Origin of the sequence: Actinomycetospora termitidis, assembly GCF_030286555.1 — a bacterium.
GTDB lineage: Bacteria > Actinomycetota > Actinomycetes > Mycobacteriales > Pseudonocardiaceae > Actinomycetospora > Actinomycetospora termitidis.
On the sequence record NZ_JASVWF010000001.1, the window covers coordinates 296,898 to 322,503 of the forward strand.

19 protein-coding genes are annotated in these 25,606 nt (G+C 73.4%); 12 read left to right on the forward strand and 7 right to left on the reverse strand.

Annotation, left to right across the window (positions count from 1 at the left end; translation table 11 throughout):
• The first annotated feature begins 52 nt into the window (after positions 1-52).
• Entirely contained in the window at positions 53-1,066 is a 1,014-nt protein-coding gene (locus QRT03_RS01560; RefSeq protein ID WP_286050664.1) for an NAD(P)H-quinone oxidoreductase, read from the forward strand.
• Between the two features lie 73 nt (positions 1,067-1,139).
• Here the strand turns inward: QRT03_RS01560 and QRT03_RS01565 are convergent, their stop codons facing one another.
• Positions 1,140-2,357 (reverse strand): cysteine desulfurase-like protein, encoded by a 1,218-nt coding sequence (locus QRT03_RS01565; RefSeq protein ID WP_286050665.1) that lies wholly within the window; start codon positions 2,355-2,357, stop codon positions 1,140-1,142.
• A 214-nt stretch (positions 2,358-2,571) separates the two neighbouring features.
• Between QRT03_RS01565 and QRT03_RS01570 the strand changes: the two genes are divergently transcribed.
• From QRT03_RS01570 to QRT03_RS01590, 5 genes are read left to right on the forward strand one after another with little or no spacing between them, the layout of a single operon-like run.
• Positions 2,572-3,135 carry a bacterial proteasome activator family protein gene (locus QRT03_RS01570; RefSeq protein ID WP_425604767.1) on the forward strand — a complete coding sequence of 188 codons (564 nt, stop codon included), beginning with the start codon at positions 2,572-2,574 and terminating at the stop codon, positions 3,133-3,135.
• 24 nt (positions 3,136-3,159) lie between these two features.
• Entirely contained in the window at positions 3,160-4,125 is a 966-nt protein-coding gene (gene wzm, locus QRT03_RS01575) for a galactan export ABC transporter permease subunit Wzm/RfbD (RefSeq protein WP_425604768.1), read from the forward strand.
• 5 nt (positions 4,126-4,130) lie between these two features.
• A complete protein-coding gene (gene wzt, locus QRT03_RS01580) occupies positions 4,131-4,952 on the forward strand; it encodes a galactan export ABC transporter ATP-binding subunit Wzt/RfbE (RefSeq protein ID WP_286050667.1) in 822 nt (273 codons plus the stop codon).
• On the forward strand, positions 4,949-5,842 hold the full coding sequence (glfT1, locus tag QRT03_RS01585; RefSeq protein ID WP_286050668.1) for a galactofuranosyltransferase GlfT1: 894 nt from the start codon (positions 4,949-4,951) through the stop codon (positions 5,840-5,842). Before wzt ends, glfT1 begins: the two co-directional genes overlap by 4 nt.
• A 55-nt stretch (positions 5,843-5,897) precedes the next feature.
• Positions 5,898-9,281, forward strand: a complete 3,384-nt coding sequence (locus QRT03_RS01590) for an arabinosyltransferase domain-containing protein (protein ID WP_286050669.1) — start codon at positions 5,898-5,900, stop codon at positions 9,279-9,281.
• Positions 9,282-9,396: 115 nt separating this feature from the next.
• Here the strand turns inward: QRT03_RS01590 and QRT03_RS01595 are convergent, their stop codons facing one another.
• Positions 9,397-10,269, reverse strand: a complete 873-nt coding sequence (locus tag QRT03_RS01595) for a DUF559 domain-containing protein (protein WP_286050670.1) — start codon at positions 10,267-10,269, stop codon at positions 9,397-9,399.
• A 160-nt stretch (positions 10,270-10,429) separates the two neighbouring features.
• Positions 10,430-10,891, reverse strand: coding sequence for a GtrA family protein (locus QRT03_RS01600; RefSeq protein ID WP_345783227.1), 462 nt, complete (start codon positions 10,889-10,891; stop codon positions 10,430-10,432).
• 63 nt (positions 10,892-10,954) lie between these two features.
• Here QRT03_RS01600 and QRT03_RS01605 point away from each other — a divergent pair, with 63 nt between their 5' ends.
• A complete protein-coding gene (locus QRT03_RS01605; RefSeq protein WP_286050671.1) occupies positions 10,955-14,092 on the forward strand; it encodes an arabinosyltransferase domain-containing protein in 3,138 nt (1,045 codons plus the stop codon).
• Positions 14,076-17,027 carry an arabinosyltransferase domain-containing protein gene (locus QRT03_RS01610; protein WP_286050672.1) on the forward strand — a complete coding sequence of 984 codons (2,952 nt, stop codon included), beginning with the start codon at positions 14,076-14,078 and terminating at the stop codon, positions 17,025-17,027. The genes QRT03_RS01605 and QRT03_RS01610 overlap by 17 nt, the downstream gene beginning before the upstream one ends.
• On the opposite strand, the gene map is transcribed toward QRT03_RS01610, so the two are convergent.
• Positions 17,024-17,791 (reverse strand): type I methionyl aminopeptidase, encoded by a 768-nt coding sequence (gene map / locus QRT03_RS01615; RefSeq protein ID WP_286050673.1) that lies wholly within the window; start codon positions 17,789-17,791, stop codon positions 17,024-17,026. The two genes, QRT03_RS01610 and map, sit on opposite strands and share 4 nt — an antisense overlap.
• 43 nt (positions 17,792-17,834) lie before the next feature.
• Here map and QRT03_RS01620 point away from each other — a divergent pair, with 43 nt between their 5' ends.
• The 3 genes from QRT03_RS01620 to dprE2 are packed head-to-tail and all read left to right on the forward strand — an operon-like array spanning position 17,835 to position 20,264.
• Positions 17,835-18,104 carry a helix-turn-helix domain-containing protein gene (locus QRT03_RS01620; RefSeq protein WP_286050674.1) on the forward strand — a complete coding sequence of 90 codons (270 nt, stop codon included), beginning with the start codon at positions 17,835-17,837 and terminating at the stop codon, positions 18,102-18,104.
• Positions 18,105-18,126: 22 nt separating this feature from the next.
• Complete coding sequence (dprE1, locus tag QRT03_RS01625; RefSeq protein ID WP_286050675.1) at positions 18,127-19,497, forward strand: decaprenylphosphoryl-beta-D-ribose oxidase; 1,371 nt, start codon at positions 18,127-18,129, stop codon at positions 19,495-19,497.
• Positions 19,498-19,508: 11 nt separating this feature from the next.
• Complete coding sequence (gene dprE2, locus QRT03_RS01630; protein WP_286050676.1) at positions 19,509-20,264, forward strand: decaprenylphospho-beta-D-erythro-pentofuranosid-2-ulose 2-reductase; 756 nt, start codon at positions 19,509-19,511, stop codon at positions 20,262-20,264.
• 290 nt (positions 20,265-20,554) lie between these two features.
• Here the strand turns inward: dprE2 and QRT03_RS01635 are convergent, their stop codons facing one another.
• A complete protein-coding gene (locus tag QRT03_RS01635; RefSeq protein ID WP_286050677.1) occupies positions 20,555-22,006 on the reverse strand; it encodes an acyltransferase family protein in 1,452 nt (483 codons plus the stop codon).
• Positions 22,007-22,514: 508 nt separating this feature from the next.
• Between QRT03_RS01635 and QRT03_RS01640 the strand changes: the two genes are divergently transcribed.
• Positions 22,515-24,596 (forward strand): hypothetical protein, encoded by a 2,082-nt coding sequence (locus QRT03_RS01640; RefSeq protein WP_286050678.1) that lies wholly within the window; start codon positions 22,515-22,517, stop codon positions 24,594-24,596.
• A 2-nt stretch (positions 24,597-24,598) separates the two neighbouring features.
• On the opposite strand, the gene mscL is transcribed toward QRT03_RS01640, so the two are convergent.
• The gene (gene mscL / locus QRT03_RS01645; RefSeq protein WP_286050679.1) at positions 24,599-25,033 is read right to left on the reverse strand and encodes a large conductance mechanosensitive channel protein MscL; all 435 of its coding nucleotides are present in this window, start codon (positions 25,031-25,033) and stop codon (positions 24,599-24,601) included.
• Positions 25,034-25,177: 144 nt separating this feature from the next.
• On the reverse strand, positions 25,178-25,492 hold the full coding sequence (locus tag QRT03_RS01650) for a hypothetical protein (RefSeq protein WP_286050680.1): 315 nt from the start codon (positions 25,490-25,492) through the stop codon (positions 25,178-25,180).
• Positions 25,493-25,606: the final 114 nt, after the last annotated feature.

Below are 25,606 nucleotides of genomic sequence, written 5' to 3' on the forward strand. Positions count from 1 at the left end.
CCGTGGTCAGCGCTTCTGCGGGGCCGTGGCCGGGCCGATAGCGTCCGCCGTCGTGTACGGCATCGCCATCCGTGAGCCCGGGGGACCGCAGGTCCTCGAGTGGACCGAGCAGCCCGACCCGGAGCCCGGGACCGGGGAGGTCGTCCTCGACGTGGTCGCGGCGGGGGTGAACCGGGCCGACGTCATGCAGCGGCAGGGGAACTATCCACCGCCGCCGGGTGCCTCGGAGCTGCCCGGGCTGGAGTGCTCCGGACGGGTCAGCGCCGTGGGCCAGGGCGTGAGCGGCTGGAACGTCGGCGACGAGGCGTGCGCCCTGCTCTCCGGCGGGGGCTACGCGGAGAAGGTCGCGGTGCCGGCGGCGCAGCTGCTGCCGGTCCCGGCCGGGGTGTCGCTGACCGACGCGGGCGGGCTGCCCGAGGTCGCGTGCACGGTCTGGTCGAACCTCGTGCTCGCCGCCGGGCTGCGCTCGGGCCAGACGCTGCTCGTGCACGGCGGGAGCGGCGGGATCGGGACGCACGCGATCCAGGTCGGGAAGGCCCTGGGCGCGACGGTGCTCGCGACGGCGGGTCACGAGGACCGGCTGCAGATCTGCCGCGACCTCGGCGCCGACGCGGCCCTGGACTACCACGGTGACCTGGTCGAACTCGTCAAGGACGCGACCGACGGGCACGGCGCCGACGTCACGCTCGACCACATCGGCGCCCGCAACCTCGACGCCAACCTGGACGCCCTCGCGAACGGCGGCCGCATGGTGATCATCGGGCTCATGGGCGGCGCCAAGGGCGAGATCAACCTGGCGAAGATGCTGACCCGTCGCCTCTCGGTGGCCGCCACCTCGCTGCGGGGCCGGCCGACCGACGGCCCGGACGGCAAGGGCGCCATCGTCGCGGCGGTGCGGACGGACCTGTGGCCGCTCGTCGAGTCGGGCCGGGTGCGCCCGATCGTCCACGAGCGCGTCCCCGTCCAGGACGCCGCCCGCGCCCACGAGCTGATGGACGACGGCGGCGTCGTCGGGAAGATCCTGCTGGTCGTGCGGGACGAGGAGGACGTGCACCGCGACGACTGACGGCGGCTCGTACCACCCACGAATGTGACGTCCAGTGTCAGCATGGCCGCACTGCTGACGTCCCGGGAGGCGACTACAGCCGCGACAGCGCCCCGACGAGCGCGTCCACGTCCGCCCGCGAGGTGTAGTGCGCCAGGCCCACCTTGACGACCCCGCCGATCTCGGCGCCGCCGATCACCTCGAGCGCGCCCTGGTCGCCGGGGTCGATGAGGACGCACACGCCCTGGTCGGCGACGCGCTCGGCGACCTCCTGGGCGGTCCGCCCGGAGACGACGAAGGCGACGGTCGGGATGCGACGGGCGGGGTCGCCGATCACCGAGACGGCCGGCAGGAAGCGCAGCTCCGAGACGAGGTAGGCGGTCAGCTCGTCGTGGTGGGCCCGCAGCGACGACATCGAGGTGAGGACCCGGTCGCGGCGGGAGCCGGAGGCGCGGTCGTCGAGCTCGGCGAGGTGGTCGACCGAGGCCACGAGCCCGGCCAGCAGCGCGTACGGGGCGTCGCCGACCTCGAGGCGCTCCGGCCCCCGGGCGGCGGCGTCGAACGACACGGCAGGGAGGCGGTCGAGGAGTTCGGGCTGCCGGAACACCAGGGCCCCGACGGCCGGCCCACCCCAGGCCGCGGCGGAGAGCACCAGCACGTCGGCGCCCATCGTCTCCAGGTCCAACGGCAGGTAGGGCGCGGCGGCGGAGGCGTCGACGACCATCAGCGGCTCCACCCCGGAGAGCGGCGCCGGCAGGGCGTGCACCTTGCGGGCGATCGCCGCGATCTCGGTGCGGGTGCCGAGGTGGCTGCAGGCGGCGGTCACGGTGACGACCCGGGTGCGCGCGCCCAGCAGGTCGTCGTACTGCCAGCTCGGCAGCTCGCAGGTCTCGATGTCGACCTCGGCCCACCGCACGGCGCCACCGGCGCGGCTGCAGGCGCGGGTCCAGGGCAGCACGTTCGCGCGGTCGTCCAGGCGGGAGACGACGACCTCGTCGCCCAGCGCCCACGAGGAGGACAGCGTCTCGGCGAGGCGGTCGAGCAGCGATGCCGCTGACGCGCCGAGGACGACCCCCTTCGGCTCCGCGCCCACGAGGTCGGCCACCGCCCGCCGGGCCGCGTCGACGATCGCCCCGCCCCGCTGCGAGGCGGGGAAGACGCCACCGGGCGGCGACACCGGGGCGCGCAGCGCGGACGAGACGGCGGTCGCGACCTGCTCGGGCACCTGCATCCCGGCGGGGGCGTCGAGGTGCACCCACCCGTCACCGAGCGCGGGGACCTGACCCCGGACCCGAGCGACGTCGACCGTCATGCTCCAGTACGGTACGTCGGCTTCACGCCGTAGCCGAGCCCGGTCCGCCCGGCGCTCGATCGGCGGAGGTTCCCCGTCGGCAGGGGGCTCGACCGGCTGAGCACCGGGCCCTGGTCCGACGATGCGGCGTCACTGCCACTGAATGACAGCAACGACGCTTCGCTGCCACACCGGGAGCCGTCACCCCGGCCCCGGATCCGCCAGGATGGTCGGCATGAGCGAGCAGCCCAGCGACGAGTCGAGCGTGGCCGCGGGTGACCAGGTCATGATCGTCGGACCGGACGGGACCCCGGTCGGGACCGTGCGGATGCCCTCCGAGGGGGCGGCCGAGGAGTCCGACGAGCAGCGCGAGGACCTCTCGGGCGCCGTCGAGGAGCCGGCGAAGGTCATGCGGATCGGCACCATGATCAAGCAGCTCCTCGAGGAGGTGCGGGCCACCGAGCTCGACGACGCCAGCCGTCGTCGGCTCAAGGAGATCCACGCGTCGAGCCTCGCCGAGCTCGAGTCCGCGCTCTCCCCGGAGCTCCGCGAGGAGCTGGCCCGCATCATCGCCCCCTTCGACGCCGACTCCACCCCGACCGACGGCGAGCTGCGGATCGCCCAGGCCCAGCTGGTCGGCTGGCTCGAGGGCCTGTTCCACGGCATCCAGACCGCGCTGGTCGCCCAGCAGATGGCGGCGCGGATGCAGCTGGAGCAGATGCGGCGCGGACTCCCGGCGGGCTCGAACGGTGCGTCCGGCCAGGTCGGCGGCGGGGGGACGACCGGCCAGTACCTCTGAGGGGCACGGGTACGCTCACCCGCCGTGGCCGTCCCTGCACTCGCGCGTCCCGGCGCCGACGATCCGTCGGGCGCCGACGAGGCGGGGCCGGACCTGCACGGCGCCTCCCCGCGCTCCTGGCGGCGGGCGTTCCACGACATCCGGCAGGCGATCGCCCAGCGTGAGCTGTGGGGCCACCTCGGCTGGCAGGACATCAAGCAGCGCTACCGGCGCTCCACGATCGGCCCGCTGTGGATCACCATCTCCATGGCCGTGACGGCGGCGGCGCTGGGCGGGCTGTACTCGCAGCTGTTCGGCCAGCCCATCGGCACCTTCATGCCGTACGTGACCGTCGGCTTCATGATCTGGTACTTCATCAGCGCCTGCGTGCTGGAGGGGACCGAGACCTTCATCGCCAACGAGGGCCTCATCCGCTTCCTGCCGGCCCCGTTGATGATCTACGTCTTCCGCACGGTGTGGCGGCAGGTCCTGTTCTTCGCGCACAACGTGGTCGTCTACGTCATCGTGCTGGCGATCTTCTTCGGCCAGCTCGACGAGCCGTACCGGATGATCAACCGGATGGCCGACGGGACGCAGGGGGTCCTGCACCCGGGCCTGAGCTGGACCGCACTGCTCGCGATCCCGGCGTTCGTCGTCATCGTCGCGAACGGGCTGTGGGTGACCCTGCTGTTCGGCATCATCGCGACCCGCTTCCGCGACATCCCGCCGGTGGTCTCCAGCTTCATGCAGCTGTTCTTCACGATGACGCCGATCATCTGGACCCCGGACCTGCTCCGCGGCGGCGAGCCCGGCAGCGCACGGGCGATCGTCGAGCAGCTGGCGAAGCTCAACCCCTTCTACCACTTCATCGAGATCTTCCGGGCGCCGTTGGTGGGGCAGGTGCAGAGCTGGACGCACTGGGCCGTCGTCGGCGTGATCACCGTGGTCGGCTGGGCGTTGGCCCTGATCGCGCTGCGCAACTACCGATCCCGCGTCGCGTACTGGGTGTGAGTCAGATGGTCTCGATCGATGTCCAGGGCGCGAGCGTCGACTTCCCGATCTTCGACGCGAAGAACCGGTCCCTGAAGAAGTCCGTCCTCGGGCGCGCGGGCGGTCGGATCACCGACGCCAAGGTGCCCGTCGTCGAGGCGCTGCGCGACATCGACCTGCACCTCCAGCAGGGCGACCGGGTCGGCCTCGTCGGCCACAACGGCGCCGGCAAGTCCACGCTGCTGCGCCTGCTCGCCGGCATCTACGAGCCGACCCGCGGCCGGGCCCGGATCCGCGGCCGCGTCGCCCCGGTCTTCGACCTCGCCGTCGGGATGGACCCGGAGATCTCCGGCCTCGAGAACATCCTGATCCGCGGGCTCTTCCTCGGGATGTCCCGCAAGGAGATGGAGCGCCGCGTCGACGAGATCGCCGAGTTCACCGAGCTCGGCGACTACCTGCGGATGCCGCTGCGCACCTACTCCACCGGGATGCGGGTCCGGCTCGCACTCGGCGTCGTCACCTCGATCGACCCCGAGATCCTCATTCTCGACGAAGGCATCGGCGCGGTCGACGCCGCGTTCCTGGAGAAGGCCCGCGACCGCCTGCGCGACCTCGTCGACCGCTCCGGGATGCTCGTGTTCGCCTCGCACTCCGACGAGTTCCTGGTCGAGCTGTGCGACACCGCGATCTGGATGGACACCGGGGAGATCAAGGAGCAGGGGCCGCTGCGCGAGGTGGTGAGCCACTACAAGGGTCGGGACCTCTTCGAGACCCTGAGCCCGGAGACGTTGAAGCGGATCGGCCGGGAACGCGCGCCGGTCGTCGACGACGAGCCGGCGCGCTCATGACCTCGATCGTCGCCGTCGTCGTCACCCGGCACCGCCCCGAGCTGCTGGCCGACGGCCTGGCCGTCATCGCGGGCCAGACCCGCCGTCCGGACCACCTCGTCGTCGTGGACAACGGGCCCGACGAGAAGACCCGGGAGGTCGTCGAGGGCTGCGGGCTCCCGGTGACCTACCTGCCCTCGCGGCACAACCTGGGCGGCGCCGGCGGCTACGCGCTGGGGATGCTGACCGCGCTCGCGCAGGGCGCGGACTGGCTCTGGATGGCCGACGACGACGGCCGCCCCGCCGACGAGCACGTCCTCGCGACGCTGCTCGAGGTCGCGGAGCGGCGGGGGCTCGCCGAGGTCTCGCCGGTGATCGCCGACGCGGCCGACCCGGAACGCCTGGCCTTCCCCCTGCGCCGCGGCCTGACCTGGGTGCGCCGGCGCAGCGACCTCGACGGGTTCGGCGACGGCGAGCTCATGCCGGGCATCGCGCACCTGTTCAACGGCGCGCTCTTCCGCGCGGAGACCCTGGACGTGGTCGGGGTCCCGGACCTGCGGCTGTTCGTGCGCGGCGACGAGGTCGAGCTGCACCGCCGCCTCATGCGCTCGGGGCTTCCCTACGGGACGTGCCTGACGACGGCCTACGTCCACCCCGACGGCTCCGACGAGTTCAAACCGATGCTCGGCGGCCGTCTGCACGCCCAGGACCCGGGCGACGCGACCAAGCGGTACTACACCTACCGCAACCGCGGCTACCTGCTGGCGCAGCCCGGACTGCGCAAGCTCGGTGCCATCGAGCACCTGCGGTTCGGCTGGTACTTCCTCGTCGAGCGCCGCGACCCGGCGGCGCTGCGCGAGTGGCTGCGCCTGGTCCGGCTCGGTCGTCGCGAGAGGTTCCGCCGCGCATGAGCCCCACCCCGCTCCCCCCTCCGGAGGTTCCCCGCCCCATGTCAGGACGCACCACGTGCTGACCTCGGACTCCGTCCCGCCCGCTGCGACCCGCAGCAGCAACGGCAGCCGCCCCGACCCGTCGTCGGGAACGGGCGACGAGCGCGTGCTGCGGCGGTGGCGCTGGGTCGCGATCGTCCTCGGGCTGTTCGGGACGGTCCTCGCGCTGCTGTTCCCGTTCCTGCCGGTCACCCAGGACACCGCGACGATCCAGTGGCCGAGCCCCACCACGGGCACCCGCTCGGTCGACGCGCCGCTCGTGGCGTTCCGGCCCGAGTCGATGACCGCGACGATCCCCTGCGCGGCGATCCGCAGCCTCGACGCCCGCTCGCCGCAGCGCGCGACGGTGTTCTCCACGACCCCGCCGCTGTCCCCGCAGGGCGCGCAGGTCGGGATGCAGGTCTTCGTCGACGGCGGGCAGCTCACCATCGCCGACCGCGGTCAGCAGGCGGCTCAGGAGCCCGTCCCGGGCGGCCCGTGCAACGTCACGATCACCTCGGACTTCGACGAGACGGTCCTCAACCTCGGGGCCGGCGCGGACACCGTGCTGGGCGGGGACTTCCGCCCGCAGGTCGTCGGGATCTACTCCGACCTCGACCAGTCCCGCGACCCGACGTCGGGGACGAGCGTCTCGATCACGCCGGACACCCGCTTCCAGACGTCGGCGACGGTGCTCAAGACCGCGGCGGGCGTCCTCGCGATCCTGTGCTTCCTCGGCGCGGTGTGGGCCCTGCACGTGCTCGACACGCGGGCCGGACGCCGGGCGCCACGCCTGGCCCCACGCCGCTGGTGGGTGCCGACCTGGCGCGACGGCGTGGTGGTCGCCGGCCTCGCGGTCTGGGCGGTGATCGGGTCCCAGACCTCCGACGACGGCTACATCCTCGGGATCGCCCGCGGCCGGGAGAGCGCCGGCTACATCGGCAACTTCTACCGCTGGTTCAACGTCCCCGAAGCGCCGTTCGGCTGGTTCTACGAGCTCTACGCGGCGTGGGTGCAGGTCAGCGACAGCGTGCTGTGGCTGCGCCTGCCGTCGGTGTTCATGGGCATCGTCTCGTGGGTGCTGATCTCGCGGGAGATGCTGCCGCGCCTGGGTCAGCAGGTCCGGCGGTCCAAGGCGGCCGGGTGGGCCGCGGCGATGGTCTTCCTGATGTTCTGGCTGCCGTTCAACAACGGGCTGCGGCCCGAACCGGTGGCCGTCATCTCGGCCCTGCTCGCGTTCTGCTCGGTGGAGCGGGCGGTGGCCACCCGCCGCCTCGCGCCGGTCGCCCTCGGCCTCGTCGCGGCCGCCTTCGCGCTCGCCGCCACACCGACCGGCCTCATGGCCGTCGCCCCGTTCCTGGCCGCCGCGCGCCCGCTGTTCCGGCTCGTCCAGGAGCGTGTGGCGCGGCTGGGCTGGCTGCCGGTGCTCCTGCCGATCCTCTCGGCGGGGCTGATCGTCCTGGTCGCGATCTTCGCCGACCAGACGTACGCGGCGGTGATGGAGGCCAACCGGGTCCGCTTCAACCTGGGGCCGAACTACACCTGGTACCAGGAGGTCGTCCGGTACGAGTCGCTGTTCTCGGTCTCCGCGGACGGCTCGCTGGAACGACGCGCCCCGGTCCTGCTGCTGATCCTCGGGCTCGTGGTGTGCCTCGTGGTGCTGCTGCGGCGCAACCGCATCAAGGGGGCCGCCCTCGGGCCGTCCCAGCGCCTGATCGGCACGACGCTGCTCGGCTTCCTCGTGCTCGCGCTGACCCCGACCAAGTGGACCCACCACTTCGGCGCGTTCGCCGCGCTGGGCTCGGGCATCGCGGCGCTGACCGCGCTGGCCACCTCCTCGGACGTGCTGCGCTCGCGACGCAACCGCTCGCTGTTCCTGGCCGCCGTCTTCGCGACCCTCGCGCTCGCGTTCACCGGCCCGAACACCTGGTGGTACACGAACAACTGGGGCGTTCCCTGGAACGACAAGCCCCCGTCCTACGACGGGCACCAGGCCTCCACGCTGCTGCTCGGGATCGCGTTCCTCTTCCTCGTCGTGGCCGCCATCGAGCACCTCCGGGGCATCCCGGAGGAGCGGGCCCCGTCGTCCGGGACGGGCTTCCTGACGACGGCGAGCGCGCCGCTGCGCGACCGGGTGCGCAAGGTGCGCGGGTCGCGATCGGGCAGCGCCTTCGAACGGCGGGCCCGGGCGCTGCGCATCGGGTCGGCGCCGATCGCGGTCGTCTGCGGGGCGCTCGTGCTGTTCCAGATGGCGTCGATGGGCAAGGCGATCGACAAGCAGTGGGACAGCTTCTCGCTCGGCGGGGACGTGCTGCGCCACGGGTTCTCGACGTCGTGCGGGCTCGCCGACCAGGTCAAGGTGGAGGGCAGCCCCGCCGCCGGGATCCTGCCGCCGGCGCCGTCGCCGACCGGGGTGGTGCCCTCGGCCCGGGGCGTGCTGCCGATCGTCGCGCCGCAGGTCCCGCTGGCCCCCGGCCAGCAGCCCGCACCGCTCCCGCCGGACACCGTGCCGGCGTCCAGCCCCCTGGCGCAGCTCGTCGACCCGACGCCGGTGAACGAGGGGTTCCGCCCCGACGGCGTCCCGCCGACCGGCGGCGGCACCGGCGTGTCCGGCTACGAGTACACGCTGCGCAACGACCTGGCCTCGCAGGTCCAGGGCACCTACGACGCCGAGGGCCGGGGCACCGGGACGCTCCGCACGCCCTGGCAGTCGGTGGACTCGTCGCTGCGGGACGGCACCACACCGCTGGTGATCTCCGTGGCGGGCCGGCTCGACGGCGGGAACAGCCTGTTCCTGCAGTACGCGAAGCGCTCCCCCGACGGCCGCATCCAGATCCTCGGCCAGGACCAGCTCGGCGGTGGTAGCGGCAACGAGCCGCCGTGGCGCGAGATCAAGGTCAACCTCTCGACGACGAAGGGCGCGACCGCCGACGAGGTCCGCCTCGTCGCCCAGGACCGGTCCCTCGGCCCGGACGGCTGGCTCGCGATCGCACCGATGCGGGGGCCGCAGCTGGTGCCGTTCACGCAGGCCGTCGGCAACCAGCCGGGCTACCTGGAGTGGCCGGTGCAGTTCGCGTCGCCCTGCCTGCGCCCGTTCGACGTCACCGACGGCATCGCCGAGGTCCCGACCTACCGCCTGATCGCCGACGCCTCGCAGTTCCGGATCGGCGGGCAGACGTGGTCGCAGCCCTCCGCGGGCGGGCCGATGGGGTGGATCGAGGTGCTGGAGCGGCAGCAGGACGTGCCGTCGTACCTCGAGGGCGAGGCGTCCCTGGACTGGGGCCGCATCGAGAGCCTCGAGCCGTACGCGCCGAACACCGTGGCGCCGGAGGTGGTCCACGGCGAGAAGACCGTCTGGGGCCACCAGAGCGAGGGCGAGATCGGCGACCCGCCGCCGGGGATCCCGTCGCCGGAGAGGTGACGTCCTGACGGCGGGTGGCGCGCCACCCGCCGTCGGGAACCGGCAAGATCCCGTCGAACCGCGCGGACCGCTCGGTCCGCGCCCCACTCCGCGCACTGCAACAGGATCTTGTCGTTCACGAGCGCGTCGCGAGCACCTGACGCAGGTGGGCGAGGAACATCTCCGGCGTGCCGGTGACCTCGTGCCAGTTGGTCCGGACGACGATCCAGCCGGCCGCGGCGAGCGCGTTCTGCCGTGCGGCGTCGCGCAGGAAGGCCTTGAGGTCCCGGTGGTAGGCCCACCCGTCGACCTCGACGAGCACCTTGAGCTCGGGGAACGCGACGTCGAGGACCGCGCGACCGAAGCCGGGGAGGTCGACGGGCAGGTTCGCGACCCACCCCACGATCGCCGCGGCCCGCAGCTGCGCGTGCGTGCGCCGTTCGGCCTCCGAGACCGCCCCGCCCTCCGCGAGGGTGAGCAACTGGGCGAGCAACTGGGCCCCGGGACGCCCGGAGCGGCGTGTACGCGCGGCCCGGAGCCCCTCCACGGTCACCTTCCGCCGCTGCAGCGCCGTGTCGAGCAGCTTCGCGCCCTCGATCAGCCCCAGCGTCACGGCCGCGTCGAGCACGGTCGGCGCGAGCGTCGTCACGGCGAGCCGGCGGTGGCGGGTCCGATCGCGTGCCGGGACGTCGCGCAGGACGAGGTCGACGCCGGGTCGTGCGCGCCGGCGGGCCGTCCGGCCCACGGCGACCGCCACGCGGCGGGGGCGTTGCTCGAGCAGGCCGTACCACCACGCCGCGCTGTCCCCCACCAGCACCGCGTCATCACCGAGGGACAGCACGGCCGCCCGGACGAGCGCATGCGGCGTCAGCTGGTGCGAGGCGTCCTGCACGACGCGTGGCGCGACGCGCAGCCACTCCTTCGCGGCCACCCGCCGCTGCACGGCCTCGCGGCTCACCCCGTGGTCGCGGGCCTGCTCGAGGGTGGCGAGGCCGTCCTGGTCGCTCATCAGGACGCGAAGTCGGAATTCCCGGTCATCGGTGCTCACACCACCTTGGAGGGCGGCGGGGCCGATCCGGTTCCACCCTCGTGACGGCAAGATCGTCACGAGATGAGCGGACCGCTCGGTCCCCGCCCCACTCCGCGCGGCGGAACGAGATCTTGGCCGATCAGTCCTTGAAGATGACCGTCCGCATCACGATGAAGTTGATCGTGGTCGCACAGGCCTGCGCGACGAACCAGGACACGAAGGCCGGGAGGAACGGCGTGCCCACGGTCGGGGCGTCCATCAGGTGCAGCACCAGGGACGCGACGCCGACGTTCACCGCGAAGGTCGACCCGTAGAGCACGAGGAAGCCCACGAACTTCGCGCCGCCGCCGGAGGACGAGGCGAAGGTGAAGCGCCGGTTCAGCAGGTAGGCGGTGGTGGTGCCGAGGATGAACGAGACGCCCTTGGCCAGCGGCGCCCAGACCCCGAGGACCAGCAGGAGCTGGTAGATCCCGAGGTCGACGCACGCGGCGAAGCCACCGATGAGGACGAAACGCACGAGCTGCGCCCGCAGACCGAGGGCGGCGGGCGCGACGGCGGCCTCCATCGGGCCGACCGCCGGCTGCTCCCCCGTCGAAGTCACCCCTCGATGGTAGGGACCCTCCCCCACCGGCCCGCCACCGCACCGTCGATACCGTTCCTGCTCATGGCCGTCGTCGAGGACACCCCCGTGCGCGTCACGGAGGATCCGCCGCCGACCACCCCGCGCTCGACCGTGCGGTCCGGGTGGTTCCTCGCCGCGCTCGCCGCGGTGACCGTCCTGCTCGGCGTCGCGATCCCGTTCGCGCCCGTCACCGCCGACGACCCGGTCGTCTCCTGGCCGAAGGCCGGCGAGCCCGCGACGTCGACGAGCGTCCCGCTGGTGCCCTACCGCCCGCTCGCGATGACCGCCGAGGTGCCCTGCCAGGCCCTGCGCGGCGGCGGCGACGCCCTGCGCACGCAACCGGTCTCCGCGGGCACCCCCGGCCGCGGCCTGACGTTCTCGAACTCCGGCGGCCGCGTCACCGTCACCAGCGACGGCGCGACCCTCGTCGACGAGGTCCTCCCGCTCACGGGCTGCACCTACCGCTACGACAACGACGGCACGACGACCACGCTCTCCCGCGACGGTCAGCAGCTCTACTCCGCGGCCGGCCAGGCCCCGCAGGTCGCCCAGCTCGCGACGGACGCCCCCGGCACCCCGGGGCTGTCCGCGATGATCCACCCCGACGACCGCTACTCCAGCGTCCCGTCGCCGCTCAAGCTGACGCTGCTGATCCTGCACGTCCTCGCCCTCGCGGCGACGCTCGTGCTGGCCACCCGGCGGTGGTGGGGTCGCCACGACGGCGGCTTCGTGCGGCCGCGGTTCCACGGCGCGGACGTGGCGGTCGGGGTCGTCAGCCTCGCGTGGGTCGTGCTGTCGCCGCTGCAGAACGACGACTCCTGGTACCTGCTCATGGCCCGGAACGCCGGGGCGACGGGCTTCGTCGGGAACCAGATCTACATGTTCGACGCGACGGAGAACCCGTTCGTCGGCAGCCAGTACCTCATGTCGATGTGGGGGTCGGTCGGGAACTGGCTCGGCATGTTCGGGTGGGGTCTGCTGTGGATGCGGATCCTGCCGATGCTGCTGGGCCTGCTCACGTGGTTCCTGCTGCGCGGGGTCCTCTCGACCGCGCTCGGCCGCATCGAACGCCGCCGGTGGGTGCCCTGGACGCTGCTCGGTGCGCACCTGGCCTGGTTCCTGCCCTACGGGATGGCGTTGCGGCCCGAGGTCTTCATCGTCCCCGTCTTCGCCGCGGTGCTCCTGCTCGCGGAGATCGCCCGACGGCGGGACGCGGTCGGCCCGCTGATCCCGGCGACGGCGCTGGCGGCGCTCTGCGTCACGATCTCGCCATCGGGCCTGGTGGCGGCCGCACCCGTCGTCGTGACCCTGCCGTGGGTCTTCCGGTGGCTGCGGACGACGACCTGGCGGACCCGGCTCGGCGTCGTCGGCGCCGTGGTCGCGGCCGGGACGATCGCGATCCCGGTCGGGTTCGGCGACGCGACGCTCGGCGACGTCGTCGAGGCCACCGGTGTGCACTCCTGGTACTACGTGACGTTCCCCTGGTACGAGGAGTGGGCGCACTACCGGACGCTGATCGAGACCGGGACCTGGGGACGGCGGCTCCCGGTGCTGCTCACGCTGGTCCTGCTCGTGATCGTCTCGATCGGGTCCGGGCGCCGCGGCCGCAGCGACGGCCCGATCCACGCGTACACGCTCTCCACCGCGGTGACGACGGCCGTGGCGCTGTTCCTGCTCGCCCTCGGCCCGACGAAGTGGGTCAACCACTTCGGCGCGATCGCCGCGCCCGGCACGCTGCTGCTGGCGCTCGCGATGCTCCAGACGCCGCTGCCGCGCCGGCCCGGCGCGCTGGTGACCGGGGCGGGCGTCGCCCTGCTGACCGGGGCGACCGTCCTCGGCTTCGCCGGGCCGAACACCTGGAAGCCCTACTCCGACCGCGGGCAGCCCTTCGGCAAGCACCTCGACCCCGACCTGTCGATGCTCGACATGGAGGGTCTCGCCCCGCACATCGGCCCGTTCTACCTGCGCCAGTTCTTCTGGTGGATCGCGCTGGCGGTCCTGGCGGCCGTCTTCGTCGCGTGGCGGCGCCGGCAACGCCGGCGCACGCACGGCATCACGCCTGACCGCGCCGTCCTCGTGCCCGCGGTGGTCATGACGGCGCTGCTGATGGTCGCGGTGATGGTCTACGCGCCGGTGATCCAGGCGCCCGGCTGGTCCGTCGCCGGTGCGCAGCTCCAGGCCCTCGCCGGGCGGCCGTGCCAGCTCTCGAACTCCGTCGAGGTGATGGAGCGGGCCCCCACCGACCTGGGCGGGCCGGCCACACCCGCCGTCGGGACCGGGGACTTCGTCCTGACCGAACCGGGCAACGGCGGCCCCGACGACCCGCCCGTCCCGCCGCCCGGACCCGCGCCGGCCGGGAGCGGGCCCACGATGTGGCACGACGCCGTGACCACCGACCCCGGGCTCCCGCAGCAGGGCACGGGCCTCGGCACCCTGACCACCGGGTGGTACCCCGTGCCGGCGGAGTCGACGGCGACGCACGTCGTCGTGCCGGTCGCGGGGAACGACCCGGACAAGCAGCGGGTCGTCGTCGAGTTCGGCTACGGGCCGGCCGCCGCCCCCAGCCGCACCACCGCCGTCACCGTGAACCCCGCGAACGGGCTGACCGCGCGGCAGTGGCAGGAGGTCCCGGTGCTGCTCCCCGGCGACCGGCCGAGCACGGTGCGGATCGTGGCGGAGGACCAGGTCGCCGGCCCGGACACCGCCCTCGCGGTGGCCCCGCCGCACCTCGCGGCGATGCAGCCGGTGCAGACGCTGACGGGTCCGGACTCCTCCGGCAACGGCCCGGCCTCCGGGCCGCCGGTCTTCGCCGACCAGCTGTCCGCCGTGCTCTGGCCGTGCGTGAACCAGGTGGCCGTGGCGCACGGGATCGCGCCGACGCCGACGGTCCGGCTGCAGGCCGCCGAGAACACGCCGGAGTTCATCCTCACGAACCCGACCTACGAGTCGTGGGGCGGGACGATGGTCCAGTCCGAGCGGACGTGGGCGACCGTGCGCATCTACTCCACCGTCACGGCGGGCGGCCCACCCACGCTGCAGTGGGGCAATGTCGACCGGATCGTCTACGACCACCCGACCGACAACTACGACCTCACCGTCGGCTCGGTCACCCGTGGGGGCCTGACCCGGTTCCCGACGCTCGCGTCGGAGGCGTACTCGGGGCGTGAGTACCTCGGCTGAGTCCCGGGTGCGCCTGGTCGCCCTCGTCGCCGGCGTGGTGTCGGTGCTGGCGGCGCTGGCGTTCCCGTTCGCGCCGGTCACGCGGCCGGTGGTCACGTACGCGTGGCCCTCGTCCTCGGCGCCGACGGCCGCGGCGATCCCGATGCTGCCCTACCAGCCGGAGTCGCTCGACCTCTCCGTCGCCGCGTCGTCGGCCCGGGCGGTGCCGCGCGGCACGGTGCTGTTCTCCACCGCCCCCCTCACCCCGGACCCGCTCGCCGAACCGCTGCAGGGCCTGACGGTCCGGGTGTCCGACGACGGGGCCCTGGCCGTGACCTCGGGCGGGCGGACGTTCGAGCCGGTGCCGCTGCCGGCGGGGTCGCTGACGGTGTCGTCCACGATCTCGGCGACGACCCTGAGCGCGGACGGTCGCGAGGTGGAGCGCGCCGACGGTGACGTCCGGCCGGCCGTCGCGGGCGCGTTCACAGGTGCGCCGACGTCGGCCGGGCTGGAGTTCTCGGCCGTCGGCGACACGCGGTTCCAGACGACGGCGAGCGGGTGGAAGACCGCGCTCGGGGTCGTCGCCGTCCTGGCGTTCCTGGTGGCTCTCGGCGCCGTGTGGTGGTCGCGCCGCCGTGCCCGGGACGTCAGCAGTGCGGCCATGCTGACACTGGACGTCACGAACGCCGCCACCACGGGACGCCGGTGGCTCGCCGATCTCGGCGTCGTCGGCGGCCTGCTGCTGTGGCAGGTCATCGGGCCGCTGACCGTCGACGACGGGTACATCGCGGGGATCGTCCGGTCGCTGGGGCAGAACGGGCAGGTCGGCACCGTCTTCCGCTGGCTGAACTCGCCGGAGACGCCGTTCGGCTGGTTCTACGAGGTCCTCGCGCTCATCGCCGGCGTGGACCCCGCCCCGTTCTGGCTACGTCTGCCCGCGACGATGCTCGGGATCGTCGGCTGGTTCCTGCTCACGCGCTCGGTGCTGCCGCGACTCGGGGTCCCGAGGATGCCGCTGCTCGCCGGCGTCGTCTACCTCGCCTGGTGGCTCCCCTACGACCTCGGCGTCCGCCCGGAACCCTGGGTGCTCGTCGGGTCGGCGCTGGTGTTCGTGCTGGTCGAGCGGGCGGTGGAGCGGTCGAGTGCGGTGGCGCTGATCGGGGCGCTCGCGATCGCGGGGTTCACGCTCGCCGTCACGCCGACCGGGCTCATGGCGTTCGTGCCGCTGCTGGTCGCGGTGTCCTCGCTGTGGCGGCTGCTCGACCGGACCACGGTCGTCGTCGGGATCGCCGCGCTCGGCCTGACGCTGGTGCTCGTCTACGCGGACCAGACGTGGGCCTCGGTGCTCGACTCGGTCGGCATCCGCACGCTCGTCGGCGGCGACCGTCCCTGGACCGACGAGTACGTCCGCTACGCCTCGCTGCTGACCGTCGGTGACGCCGAGGGCAACCTGGGCCGCCGCGCGCCCGTGCTGCTGCTGGTGCTCGCGTTCGCGGCCTTGCTGTTCGGCGCCCGGGACAAGCTCGTGGGTTCCGGACGACGGGTCGTGCTGGTCACGCTGCTCTCGCTCGTCACGCTCGCGTTCACCCCGACCAAGTGGACCCACCACTTCGGCGCCTTCGCGATCCTCGGCACGGCCACGACGCTGCTCGCGCTCGACGCCTGGCGGCGCTCCGCAGTGTCCTACCGCCGGGCGTCGGTGGGGGTCGCGGTCGTCGCCGGCGTCTCCGGGCTCACGCTCGCGGGCTACAACCAGTGGCACTGGATCTCGAGCTACGCGATCACGTGGTCGACGCTCTCCCCGCAGCTCGGTGGGGTGCGGTTCGCCGATGCAGTGCTGGTGCTCGGCGCGGTCGTCGCGGTGTGGTTCGCGGTGCGGGCACTCCGTACCCCCCGAGATCCTGACGTCCAGCGTCAGCATGGCCGCACTGCTGACACCAGGAGGAGGGTCGCCCCCGCCCTCGCGATCGGCGTCGTCGTGCTCGTCGTCGCGGTCGAGGTCCTGTCGTTCGCCCGCACCGCGGTGCAGCGTCGTGACTCCTACACGCTCGCGTCCGACTCGATCGCCAGCCTGTCCGGCGGATCGTGCGGGATCGCCGACCGGCTGCAGGTCGAGCGCGACCCGCTGACCGGCCTGCTCCCTGCGGACGGCCCCGGGCCGCTCCCGACGACCGGGCCGGGCGGCCCCTCCATGGCCGGCGCCGACCTGCCCGGCTGGCGCGGACCCGGCGTCACCACGGGGTGGTTCCGCCTGCCGGGCCCGGACACCGCCTCGTACCCGCCGGGCGAGGAGCCCGGGCCACCCGGACCCGTCGTCGTGACCCTGACCGGGCCGGTCGCGGGCGGCGACGTCGTCGCGGAGCTCCGGGACTCCTCCGGTGAGGTCACCCGGGTCCCGCTCGACGAGGGCGCGACGCAGTTCTCGGCGTCCGCGAGCGTCGACGCGCCGCGCTCCCGCGACCTGCGCCTGGACCCCGCGCTGTCGGCCGACCACACCGCGATCCGGCTCGTCAGCGCCCCAGACACGCCGGCGAGCCAGGGCTTCTCCGTCCCGCGGATCGCCCGACTCGTCGCCTGGAACGACGTCCTGCCGCCGGGCACGCCCGCCGCGGTCGACTGGCCGGGCGCCTTCCTCTTCCCGTGCACGCCCTTCAGCACCCTGCGCGACAGCGTCGCCGCGCTCCCGGGCTGGCGGGTGTCGACCGACGCGCGCAGCGAGGCCGACTCCGGCTACATCAGCTACACCGCCACGCAGGGCGGGCCCTGGACGACCGCCCGTGCCCTCGTCCGGCAGGTCCGCTACCCCGTCTACCTGCCCGGTCTCCCCTTGACCGACATCGCGAGCCTCGAACGCTGGGTCCCGACGGTGCCGCTGGTCGCCCCGGAGGTCACCTCCCGCGAGGTGGAGCAGAGCGGGTTCGCGACGCCGGGTCCGCTCTCGATCGGCGAGAGTTAGAGGGTCGTCAGGACCCGCGGCCCGTCCTCGGTGACCGCGACGGTGTGCTCGACGTGCGCGGCGCGGGTGCCGTCGGCGCTGCGCAGGGTCCAGCCGTCGGGGTCGGTGACGTAGTCGTCCCGCCCGCCCGCGATGAGCATGGGCTCGAGCGCGAGCACGAGGCCCGGCTGCAGGCGGACCCCGCGGTGCGGGCGGCCCTCGTTGGGCACGTGCGGCGCCTCGTGCATCTGCCGCCCGATCCCGTGCCCGCCGTGGTCGGCCATCAGCCCGTAGCGCGAGCTGCGGACGACGCTGCCGATCGCGTGCGCGACGTCGCCGAGCCGCGCACCGGGGACGGCCGCGGCGATGCCCGCCTCGAGGGCGCGGGTCGTCGTCGCGATGAGGTCGGCGTCCTCCGGGCTCGCCTCGCCGACGGTGAAGCTGATCGCGGCGTCGCCGCACCAGCCGTCGAGCTTCGCGCCGCAGTCGACACTGACGAGGTCGCCCGCGCGCAGCCGGTACCGGCCGGGGATGCCGTGCACGATCGCGTCGTTGACGCTGATGCAGGCCACCCCGGGGTAGGGCGTGGGCGCGCCGTGCGGCTGGTAGCCGAGGAACACCGGGTCCGCGCCGGCGTCGGCGATGACCTTCGCGGCGACGGCGTCGAGCTCGTCGAGGGCCATGCCGGGCCGGGCGGCCTCCTTCGCGGCCTGCAGCGCCCGCGCCGTGATCCGGCCCGCCGCGCGCATCCGGGCGATCTCGGCCGGCGTCTTGATCTCGATCATCGTCACTCCTCGGGATAACTATCCCGGTATTACTATCACGGACATGGTGCGCGTGCCGCTGACCCCGGAGGACCACGAACGCGGGCGACTGCTGGGCCTGGCCCTGCGGGAGGCCCGGGGCGACCGGCCGATGACCGAGGTCGCGGCCGCCGTCGGGATGTCGCCGGAGACGTTGCGCAAGATCGAGAGCGGCCGGGTGCCCACGCCGGCGTTCTTCACAGTCGCCGCGCTGGCCGAGGAGCTGGCCGTCCCGCTCGCCGACCTGGTCGCGACCTGCGACGCGAGCCGCAGGGCGCTCGGCGTCGTCAGCTGAGCCCGCGCTAGCCTCGTCGTCGATGCCACGCTCCGTGAAGACCCTGGTCGGCTGGGCGCGTACGGCCCCGAGCCGCGCGACCGTGCTGTCGGGCGAGGACGTCGTCTCCGACGACCTGCTGGCCGAGGCCGTCACGACGGCGGGTCCGCGCGGCGTGATCCCGCGGGGCCTCGGGCGCTCCTACGGCGACCCGGCGGTCAACGCCGGCGGACTGGTCGTCGACATGACCGCGCGGCACCGGGTGCACGCGATCGACGCGGAGACCGGCCTGGTCGACCTGGACGCGGGCGTCTCACTGGACCAGCTCATGCGGATCGCCCTGCCGTTCGGGCTGTGGGTGCCGGTCCTGCCCGGGACGCGCCAGGTGACGATCGGCGGCGCGATCGCGAGCGACATCCACGGCAAGAACCACCACACGAACGGCAGCTTCGGCAACCACGTCGTCTCGATGGACCTGCTCACGGCCTCCGGCGACGTCCGCCGGCTCGAGCCCGAGGGTCCGGAGTCCGAGCTGTTCTGGGCGACCGTCGGCGGCATCGGCCTGACCGGGATCATCCTGCGCGCCACGATCCGGATGACGAAGACCGAGACGGCCTACTTCGTCGCCGACACCGAGCGCACCGCGAACCTCGACGAGACGATCGAGCGGTTCTGGGACGGGTCCGACGAGGCCTACGACTACTCGTCGGCCTGGTTCGACTCCATCTCGACGGGGCCGAAGCTCGGCCGGGCGGCGCTGGGCCGCGGGTCGCTCGCACGGCTCGACGAGCTGCCCGAGAAGCTGCGCCGCGACCCGCTGAAGTTCGACGCGCCCCAGCTCGCGACGCTGCCGGACGTCTTCCCGAACGGGCTGGCCAACAAGCTCTCGTTCTCCGTCATCGGCGAGCTGTACTACCGGAAGACGAAGAACGCGCGGGGCCAGATCCAGAACCTGACGGCCTTCTACCACCCGCTGGACCTGTTCGGGGACTGGAACCGGGCCTACGGCTCGAAGGGCTTCCTGCAGTACCAGTTCATCGTGCCGCTGGCCGCCGAGGCCGAGTTCCGGTCGATCATCGCCGACATCGCGGCGTCCGGGCACGTGTCGTTCCTCAACGTCTTCAAGAAGTTCGGCGAGGGGAACCGCGCGCCGCTGTCGTTCCCCATGCCGGGCTGGAACATCTGCGTCGACTTCCCGATCGTCGACGGCCTCGGCCGCTTCTGCCGCGACCTGGACCGCCGGGTGCTCGCCATGGGCGGCCGCCTCTACACCGCCAAGGACTCCCGCACCGACGCCGCCACGTTCGCCGCGATGTACCCGCGGCTGGACGAGTGGCGCAAGGTGCGCGACGCGGCCGACCCGGACGGCGTGTTCGCCTCCGACATGTCGCGCCGCCTCGCCCTGACGAACTAGGAGAACTCCCCGTGATCGACGCCGTCGGCCACCCGTCGTCCCTGCTCCTGCTCGGGGGTACCTCCGAGATCGGGCTCGCGATCGCCGAGCGCTATCTCGAGGGCGGTCCGGTGCGGGTCGTCCTGGCCGGGCGCCAGTCCCCGCGCCTCGCCGACGCCGCCGCCCGCCTCGACCGCGCGGGCGCGACCACCGAGACCGTCGAGTTCGACGCGAAGGACGCCGCGGTGCACACCGAGGCGGTCCGCAAGGCGTTCGCGGGCGGGGACATCGACGTCGCCGTCGTCGCGTTCGGGCTGCTGGGCGACCAGGAGAAGGCCTGGCAGGACATCGACGTGGCCGTCGAGCTCGCCGAGGTGAACTACGTCGCGACGGTGTCGGTCGGCGTGGCCCTCGCGACCGAGTTCCGCCGTCAGGGGCACGGGCGGATCGTCGCCCTGTCGTCGGTCGCCGGGGAGCGGGCCCGCCGCTCGAACTTCGTCTACGGCTCGACGAAGGCCGGAATGGACGCCTTCTACACCGGCCTCACCGAGGCGCTGCGCGGCGACGGCATCGGCGTGACGATCGTCCGGCCCGGCTTCGTGCACTCGAAGATGACCGAGGGCATGGACGCCGCCCCGCTCGCCACCACTCCGGAGAAGGTCGCCGAGGTGGCGGTGGACGCGGTCACGAAGGGCCGCGAGCTCGTGTGGGCTCCGGCCCCGCTGCGCGCCGTGATGAGCGTGCTCCGCCACATTCCGCGCCCGATCTTCCGCCGCCTTCCGGTGTAGGGCCGAGAGTCCGCTACGGGCGGTTCCGGGCTCACCCGCCGTCATCGTCGGTGGCACATCGTCACCTGACGCCTGCGACCGTGCCCGCGAACCGATTCCCGCGGAAGCGGTTCTGCACCGGAGTCCCGGGGCCGAGGTCACCCGCCGTCATCATCGGTGGCACATCGTCACCGGACGCCCGCGACCGTGCCCGAGAACCGCTTCCAGCGGAACCGGTTCTGCACTGGAGTCCCGGGGCCGAGGTCACCCGACGTCGCCGTCGGCGACGCACCGTGAGGGGAGCCCCGTCGTCAGGAACGCATCAGACGACGACGGGCGGGCTCCTCGATCCACCGGTACGCGAGGTGGGCCAGCAGGACCGAGGCGACGAGCACGTGCGGGATCGCGAGCGCGGCGAGAGAGGAGTTCGGCGCCAGCGCCGGGAAGCGCGTCATGGCCACGACCGTGATCTCGATCAGCGGGAAGTGCACCAGGTAGATCGCGTAGGAGATGCGGCCGCCGTGCTGCAGGCGGGGTGAGGACAGCCAGTCCACGAGCCGCCCGCGTGCCACGCACAGCGCCCCCAGCAGGACCGGGAACATCGGCACCGCGAGCCACAGCCGGTCGGCCGCCGGGATCGTCGCGGACGCCGGAGCGGACGCCGCCCAGTAGGCGACCAGCGCGGTCTCGGCCAGCACCAGCATCACGACGCGTCCGGCCCAGAGCACGACGACGGGCGTCCGCGGCAGCCGGTCGACCACGAGCCACGTCAGCATGCCCGACGTGAACCCGCCGCCGATGCGCAGCAGCCAGACCCATGCGCCCGACTCGCCCGCACCCACCGTCACCAACGGGACGACCGCGATCGGCGAGGCCGCCAGCACGGCGAGCACCGACAGCACCGGCAACGGCCACGACCGCACCCGCCACGCCGCGAGGACCAGCAGCGGGAAGCACAGGTAGGCCAGCCACTCGGCGCTGACCGACCACGCGGGCAGGACGAACGAGACGCCCTCGATGCCCGACGAGGTCCACATCTGGGTCATCGTGAGCTGCCGGATCCAGCCGAGCGGCCCGAGTGAGGGCTGCGGCGACTGCCAGGCCACGATCCCGTCGCTGCCGAAGACGAGCCGCGCCGCGCACCAGACGCCGAACGCGACCGTGACGACCGCGTACAGCGGCCACACCCGTGCGATCCGCGCGCGCAGGAACCGGGCCGTCCCACCGACCGACGGTCGAGCACCCATGCGCGCGAGGTAGGAGCGGGTGAGCACCAGCCCCGAGAGCACGAAGAACAGGTCCACCCCGAGCGGGCCGGCCGCCACCAGCGGGGCGATCGGGGCGGTCCAGCGGGCGAACACGTCACCCGGGATGTACGAGGCGTGCAGCAGCAGCACCCAGACGGCGGCGACGAACCGCAGCCCGGTCAGCTGCGCGATGTCCGGGCGGGCGCCCACGGACGGCACCGACCGTGCGGGCGCCTCCTCCCGCACCGGCGTGACGGCCGGGGTGGGCGCGGTGCCCCGCGTCCGGGGGAGCGGGAGGACGGTCCCGCTCCCCCCGGCCGGCGTCCGGAACCCGACCGGGGAGGCGCGCCGTGCACCGGTGGTCAGGGGTGCGCTCCCGCTGACCTCCGGCGCCGAGGGGACCGCCACGAGCGGTGTCGTGCGCATCCCCGCGATCCGGGCCGGCTCCGCCGCCGACCCCGCCACGGCACCTGCACGACCCGGCGCCCGCGTCGTGAGCGACGTCAGCGTTCCCATCGTGGTGCCTCCCCGACCGTGTCCCCGGACCGAGCGCCCCGATCGAGACCGCGGTGCTCGATCTGAGGAACGGCACGGCTCGTCCGTTTCCTGATAGGCCATTCAGTGGATCGAGCGACGGCCGTCCGGTCGCGGTCATGAAAACGGGTGACGACGGCACCGTCCGTGACGGAGTCCGCCTGCTCCACCCGCGATCCCGACCCGACCGAGCGGTTCCCCCACCTCCCCGGTGGAGGGCGCCGCACGCGATCGCGCCTGGTCACGCACCGTCGCCGCCTCGCCCCACCGGTGAGGGTGTCGGGGGGTTCCCCTACCGTGGCGGGATCGCCGCGTCAGGGGGCGCGTGACGAGGAGGAACAGGTTCGTGACCAGGGGCCCGACGATCGCCGATCCGCCCGTCGAGGGGGACCCAACGCGCCCGGCCTCCGCGCCGGATCACCCACACGGGGAACGGGTCGAGCCCCACTGGAGGCGCCTGCTCCGTGACCCCGCGCTCGCCGGGGTCGCCGTGCTCGCCCTCCTGGCGGCCGTCGCCGTCCTCGTGGTGAACGCCGCCCACAACCAGGGCCGCATCGTCCCGCCGCTCGACGACGTCTACATCCACCTGCAGTACGCCCGCCAGGTCGGCCTCGGCGAGTTCTTGCGCTACCAGGCCGACGCCCCCCGGACGACGGGCGCGAGCAGCCTCCTCTACGTCCTGCTCCTCGGAGCAGCCTCCGTCGTGGTCCCGTCCGGCCTGCTGCTGTACGCGGCGATCGCGTTCGGCGTCGTCTGCTTCGTCGCGACGGTCGTCCTGGTCGCGCTGCTCGGCCGCGAGCTCGCCTCCCGGCGGGTCGGTCTCGTGGCCGCGGTCCTGACGGCGCTGTGCGGTCCGCTGCTCTGGGGCGTCACGAGCGGCATGGAGGTCGCGCTCGTCGCGGTGCTCGTCGCCGGGGTGCTGCTCGCGTTCGTCCGGGAACAGCAGCTCGGGCGCTTCGTCGTCACCCCCGTCGTCGCGGTCCCGCTCGTGCTCACCCGCCCCGAGGGCCTCGTCCTGGTCGTCGCCGTCACCGTCGGCGCGGTGGTGACCCTCGTGCGCGGCCGGCGCCGACCCGCCGTCGGGAACGGGCTGCTCGTCCTGCCCCCGCTGGCCGCGCTCGCGCAGCTCGGGCTCTATCGGCTGCTCACCGGCTCGGCGGAGAACACCGGCCTCCAGGCCAAGTCCTTCGTCAGCCTGCCCCTGGGATCACCCCTGGAGGTGGCCGACCGGGTCGTGACCACTGCGCGGACCGCGTTGGAGCTCGTCGGCGGGGTCACGACGACGGAGGTGGTCGGTCCGGGCGTCCTCGTCCTGGCCGCGATCGGGCTGGCCTCGCTCGCCCTGTCCGGACGACGGGTCGTGGCCGGGGTGGTCGCCCTCGGCCTCGCCGGGGTGCTGCTCGCCGTGTCGACCCTGCAGACGGCCCTGTGGCACGACGGGCGTTATCTCCAGCCGTTCCTGCCCGCCGTGGTCCTGCTCGCGGTGCTCGGCATCCGGGCGGTCGGGCGGGCGGCGGGCGATGCGCGCAACGGCCGGGCGCTGACGGCGGGCCTGGTGGCGGTGCTGGCCGCGTTCACCCTGGTGTCGACGCCGAGCTGGGCGCTGCGCCAGGGCGAGCAGGCCGCCGGCATCCGCGAGTCCGCGGTGTCGGTCGCCCAGTGGCTGAAGGGCAACACCCCGCCCGACGCGATCGTGGCGGTCAACGACGTGGGCGCGGTCGCGTGGTTCTCCGACCGCCGGGTGCTCGACCTCGTCGGCCTGACGACCCCCGGCTTCGCGCGGCCCGCCCTCGAGGGCCCGGGCGCGATGTACGAGCAGCTCGCCCACCTGCCGCCCGAGCGCCGCCCCTCCTACTTCTCGATCTTCGACGACACCGGGTTGGTCGGCGTCGGCGACCTCCCGAAGGCCCGCATCCTCGGCGACGAACCGCTGACGTCGTTCGCGCTGAAGAGCCCGGTGCGCGACGGCGCCCCGTTCGGCGGCATCTGCCAGACCACGGGCGACTGTCCCGTGATCAGCGTGTGGCGGGCCGACTGGTCGCACGTCGGGAGCGGCGACCTCCCCGACCTCCCGGTCCCCGGCCGGATCGTCGACCACGTGAACGTCGGGGACCTCGCCGACGAGGCGACCCACGGCTACGGCGTCGACCGCGCGATTGTCGGGGTCGTGCCGAAGGACGAGATCCGCAACCAGGAGGTCGCGGGGCGGGTGGTCGTCGACAGCGGCCGCCACGTCGTCGGCGGGGAGCACTTCACGCTGCGGGGGCTCACTCCGGGCCGACCGGCGACGCTGACCGCACGCGTCGACGCCCGCGAGCCCGTGCGGGACCGGAACACCTCCGCCGGGGTCGTGTCGGTGGCCGCGGGCGGGCGCGGGGTCGGGACGTGGGAGTTCGCGACGGAGGTCCCCGGCCTGCCCGCGGGCTCGGAGCACTCGTGGGCGCAGTCGTCGTTCACGATCCCGGCCGAGGCGGTGACCTCTCCCGACCTCGAGATCACGCTCGGCCCGCAGCAGCCGTTCCTGGCGCCCTACCCGGACTACCGCGCGTTCTCGTACTGGGCGTCGCAGTAGGCCTACCGGTCCTGGTGCGGGATGCGGCCCGCCGTCCCACCGTCGTCGCGGCGGCCCGGACGGCCCTGCTCACGCAGCAGGTCACGGATCTCGGTGAGGAGCTCGACGTCGGTCGGCTCGGCCGGCCCGGCCTCCTCGCCCCGCTTGCGCCGCTCCGCCACGACCTTGAGCGGGAGGACGACGAGGAAGTAGACGACCGCGGCGGTGATGAGGAAGGTGATCAGCGCGTTGATGAACGAGGCGTAGTCGAAGACGACACCGTTCACGACGAAGGTCCCGGCGAGTTCGCCGCCGCCGGAGAAGACCTGGATCAGGGGCTTGAGGAACGCGTTGGTGAACGCGGTGACCAGCGCGGTGAAGGCGGCCCCGACCACGACCGCGACCGCGAGGTCGACCACGTTGCCGCGGAGAAGGAAGTCCTTGAAACCCTTCAGCACCGACGGTCCCCTTCGCTCGATCGACCCAAGTGCACACCGAACGTAACCGGTTCGGGCAGACGGACGCGCCCGCCACGCCGGTGGGGGGAGCCGGCGTGACGGGCGCGTCGCTGTCGGGCCACCCGGGGAGGGCGCCCGAGGTCTCTAGTTGACGGCGCTGATCGGGTTCGAGCAGGACTTCGAGATGCCCGCCGAGTTGCCCTTCTTCGCGTCCGAGAGCAGCGGGATGCTGCCCGCGTTGTCCTGGACCGGGACCTGGACCCCGAGGACGTTGACCGGCACGTCGTTGTTGCAGACGTTGATCGGGGTGTTCGGCGCGAAGTCGCTGGAGTTGATCAGACCCTTCTGGACGGTGCCGCCGTCCCAGTCACTCTCGTGCGCGAACGCGGCGCCCGACGTGGCCGCCAGGCCCGCACCGATCAGCGACGTCGCCAGCACGGCCTTGCGGATAACTCCCACGGTGATGTCCTCTCGGTCTGTCGTCCTCGGCGACCGGGTGGCCGCTGACGGAACGGAATCAGCTGTGCACGAAACGTGCCGGCACCGGGTCGTCGGACCTCGCCACCCGTCCGG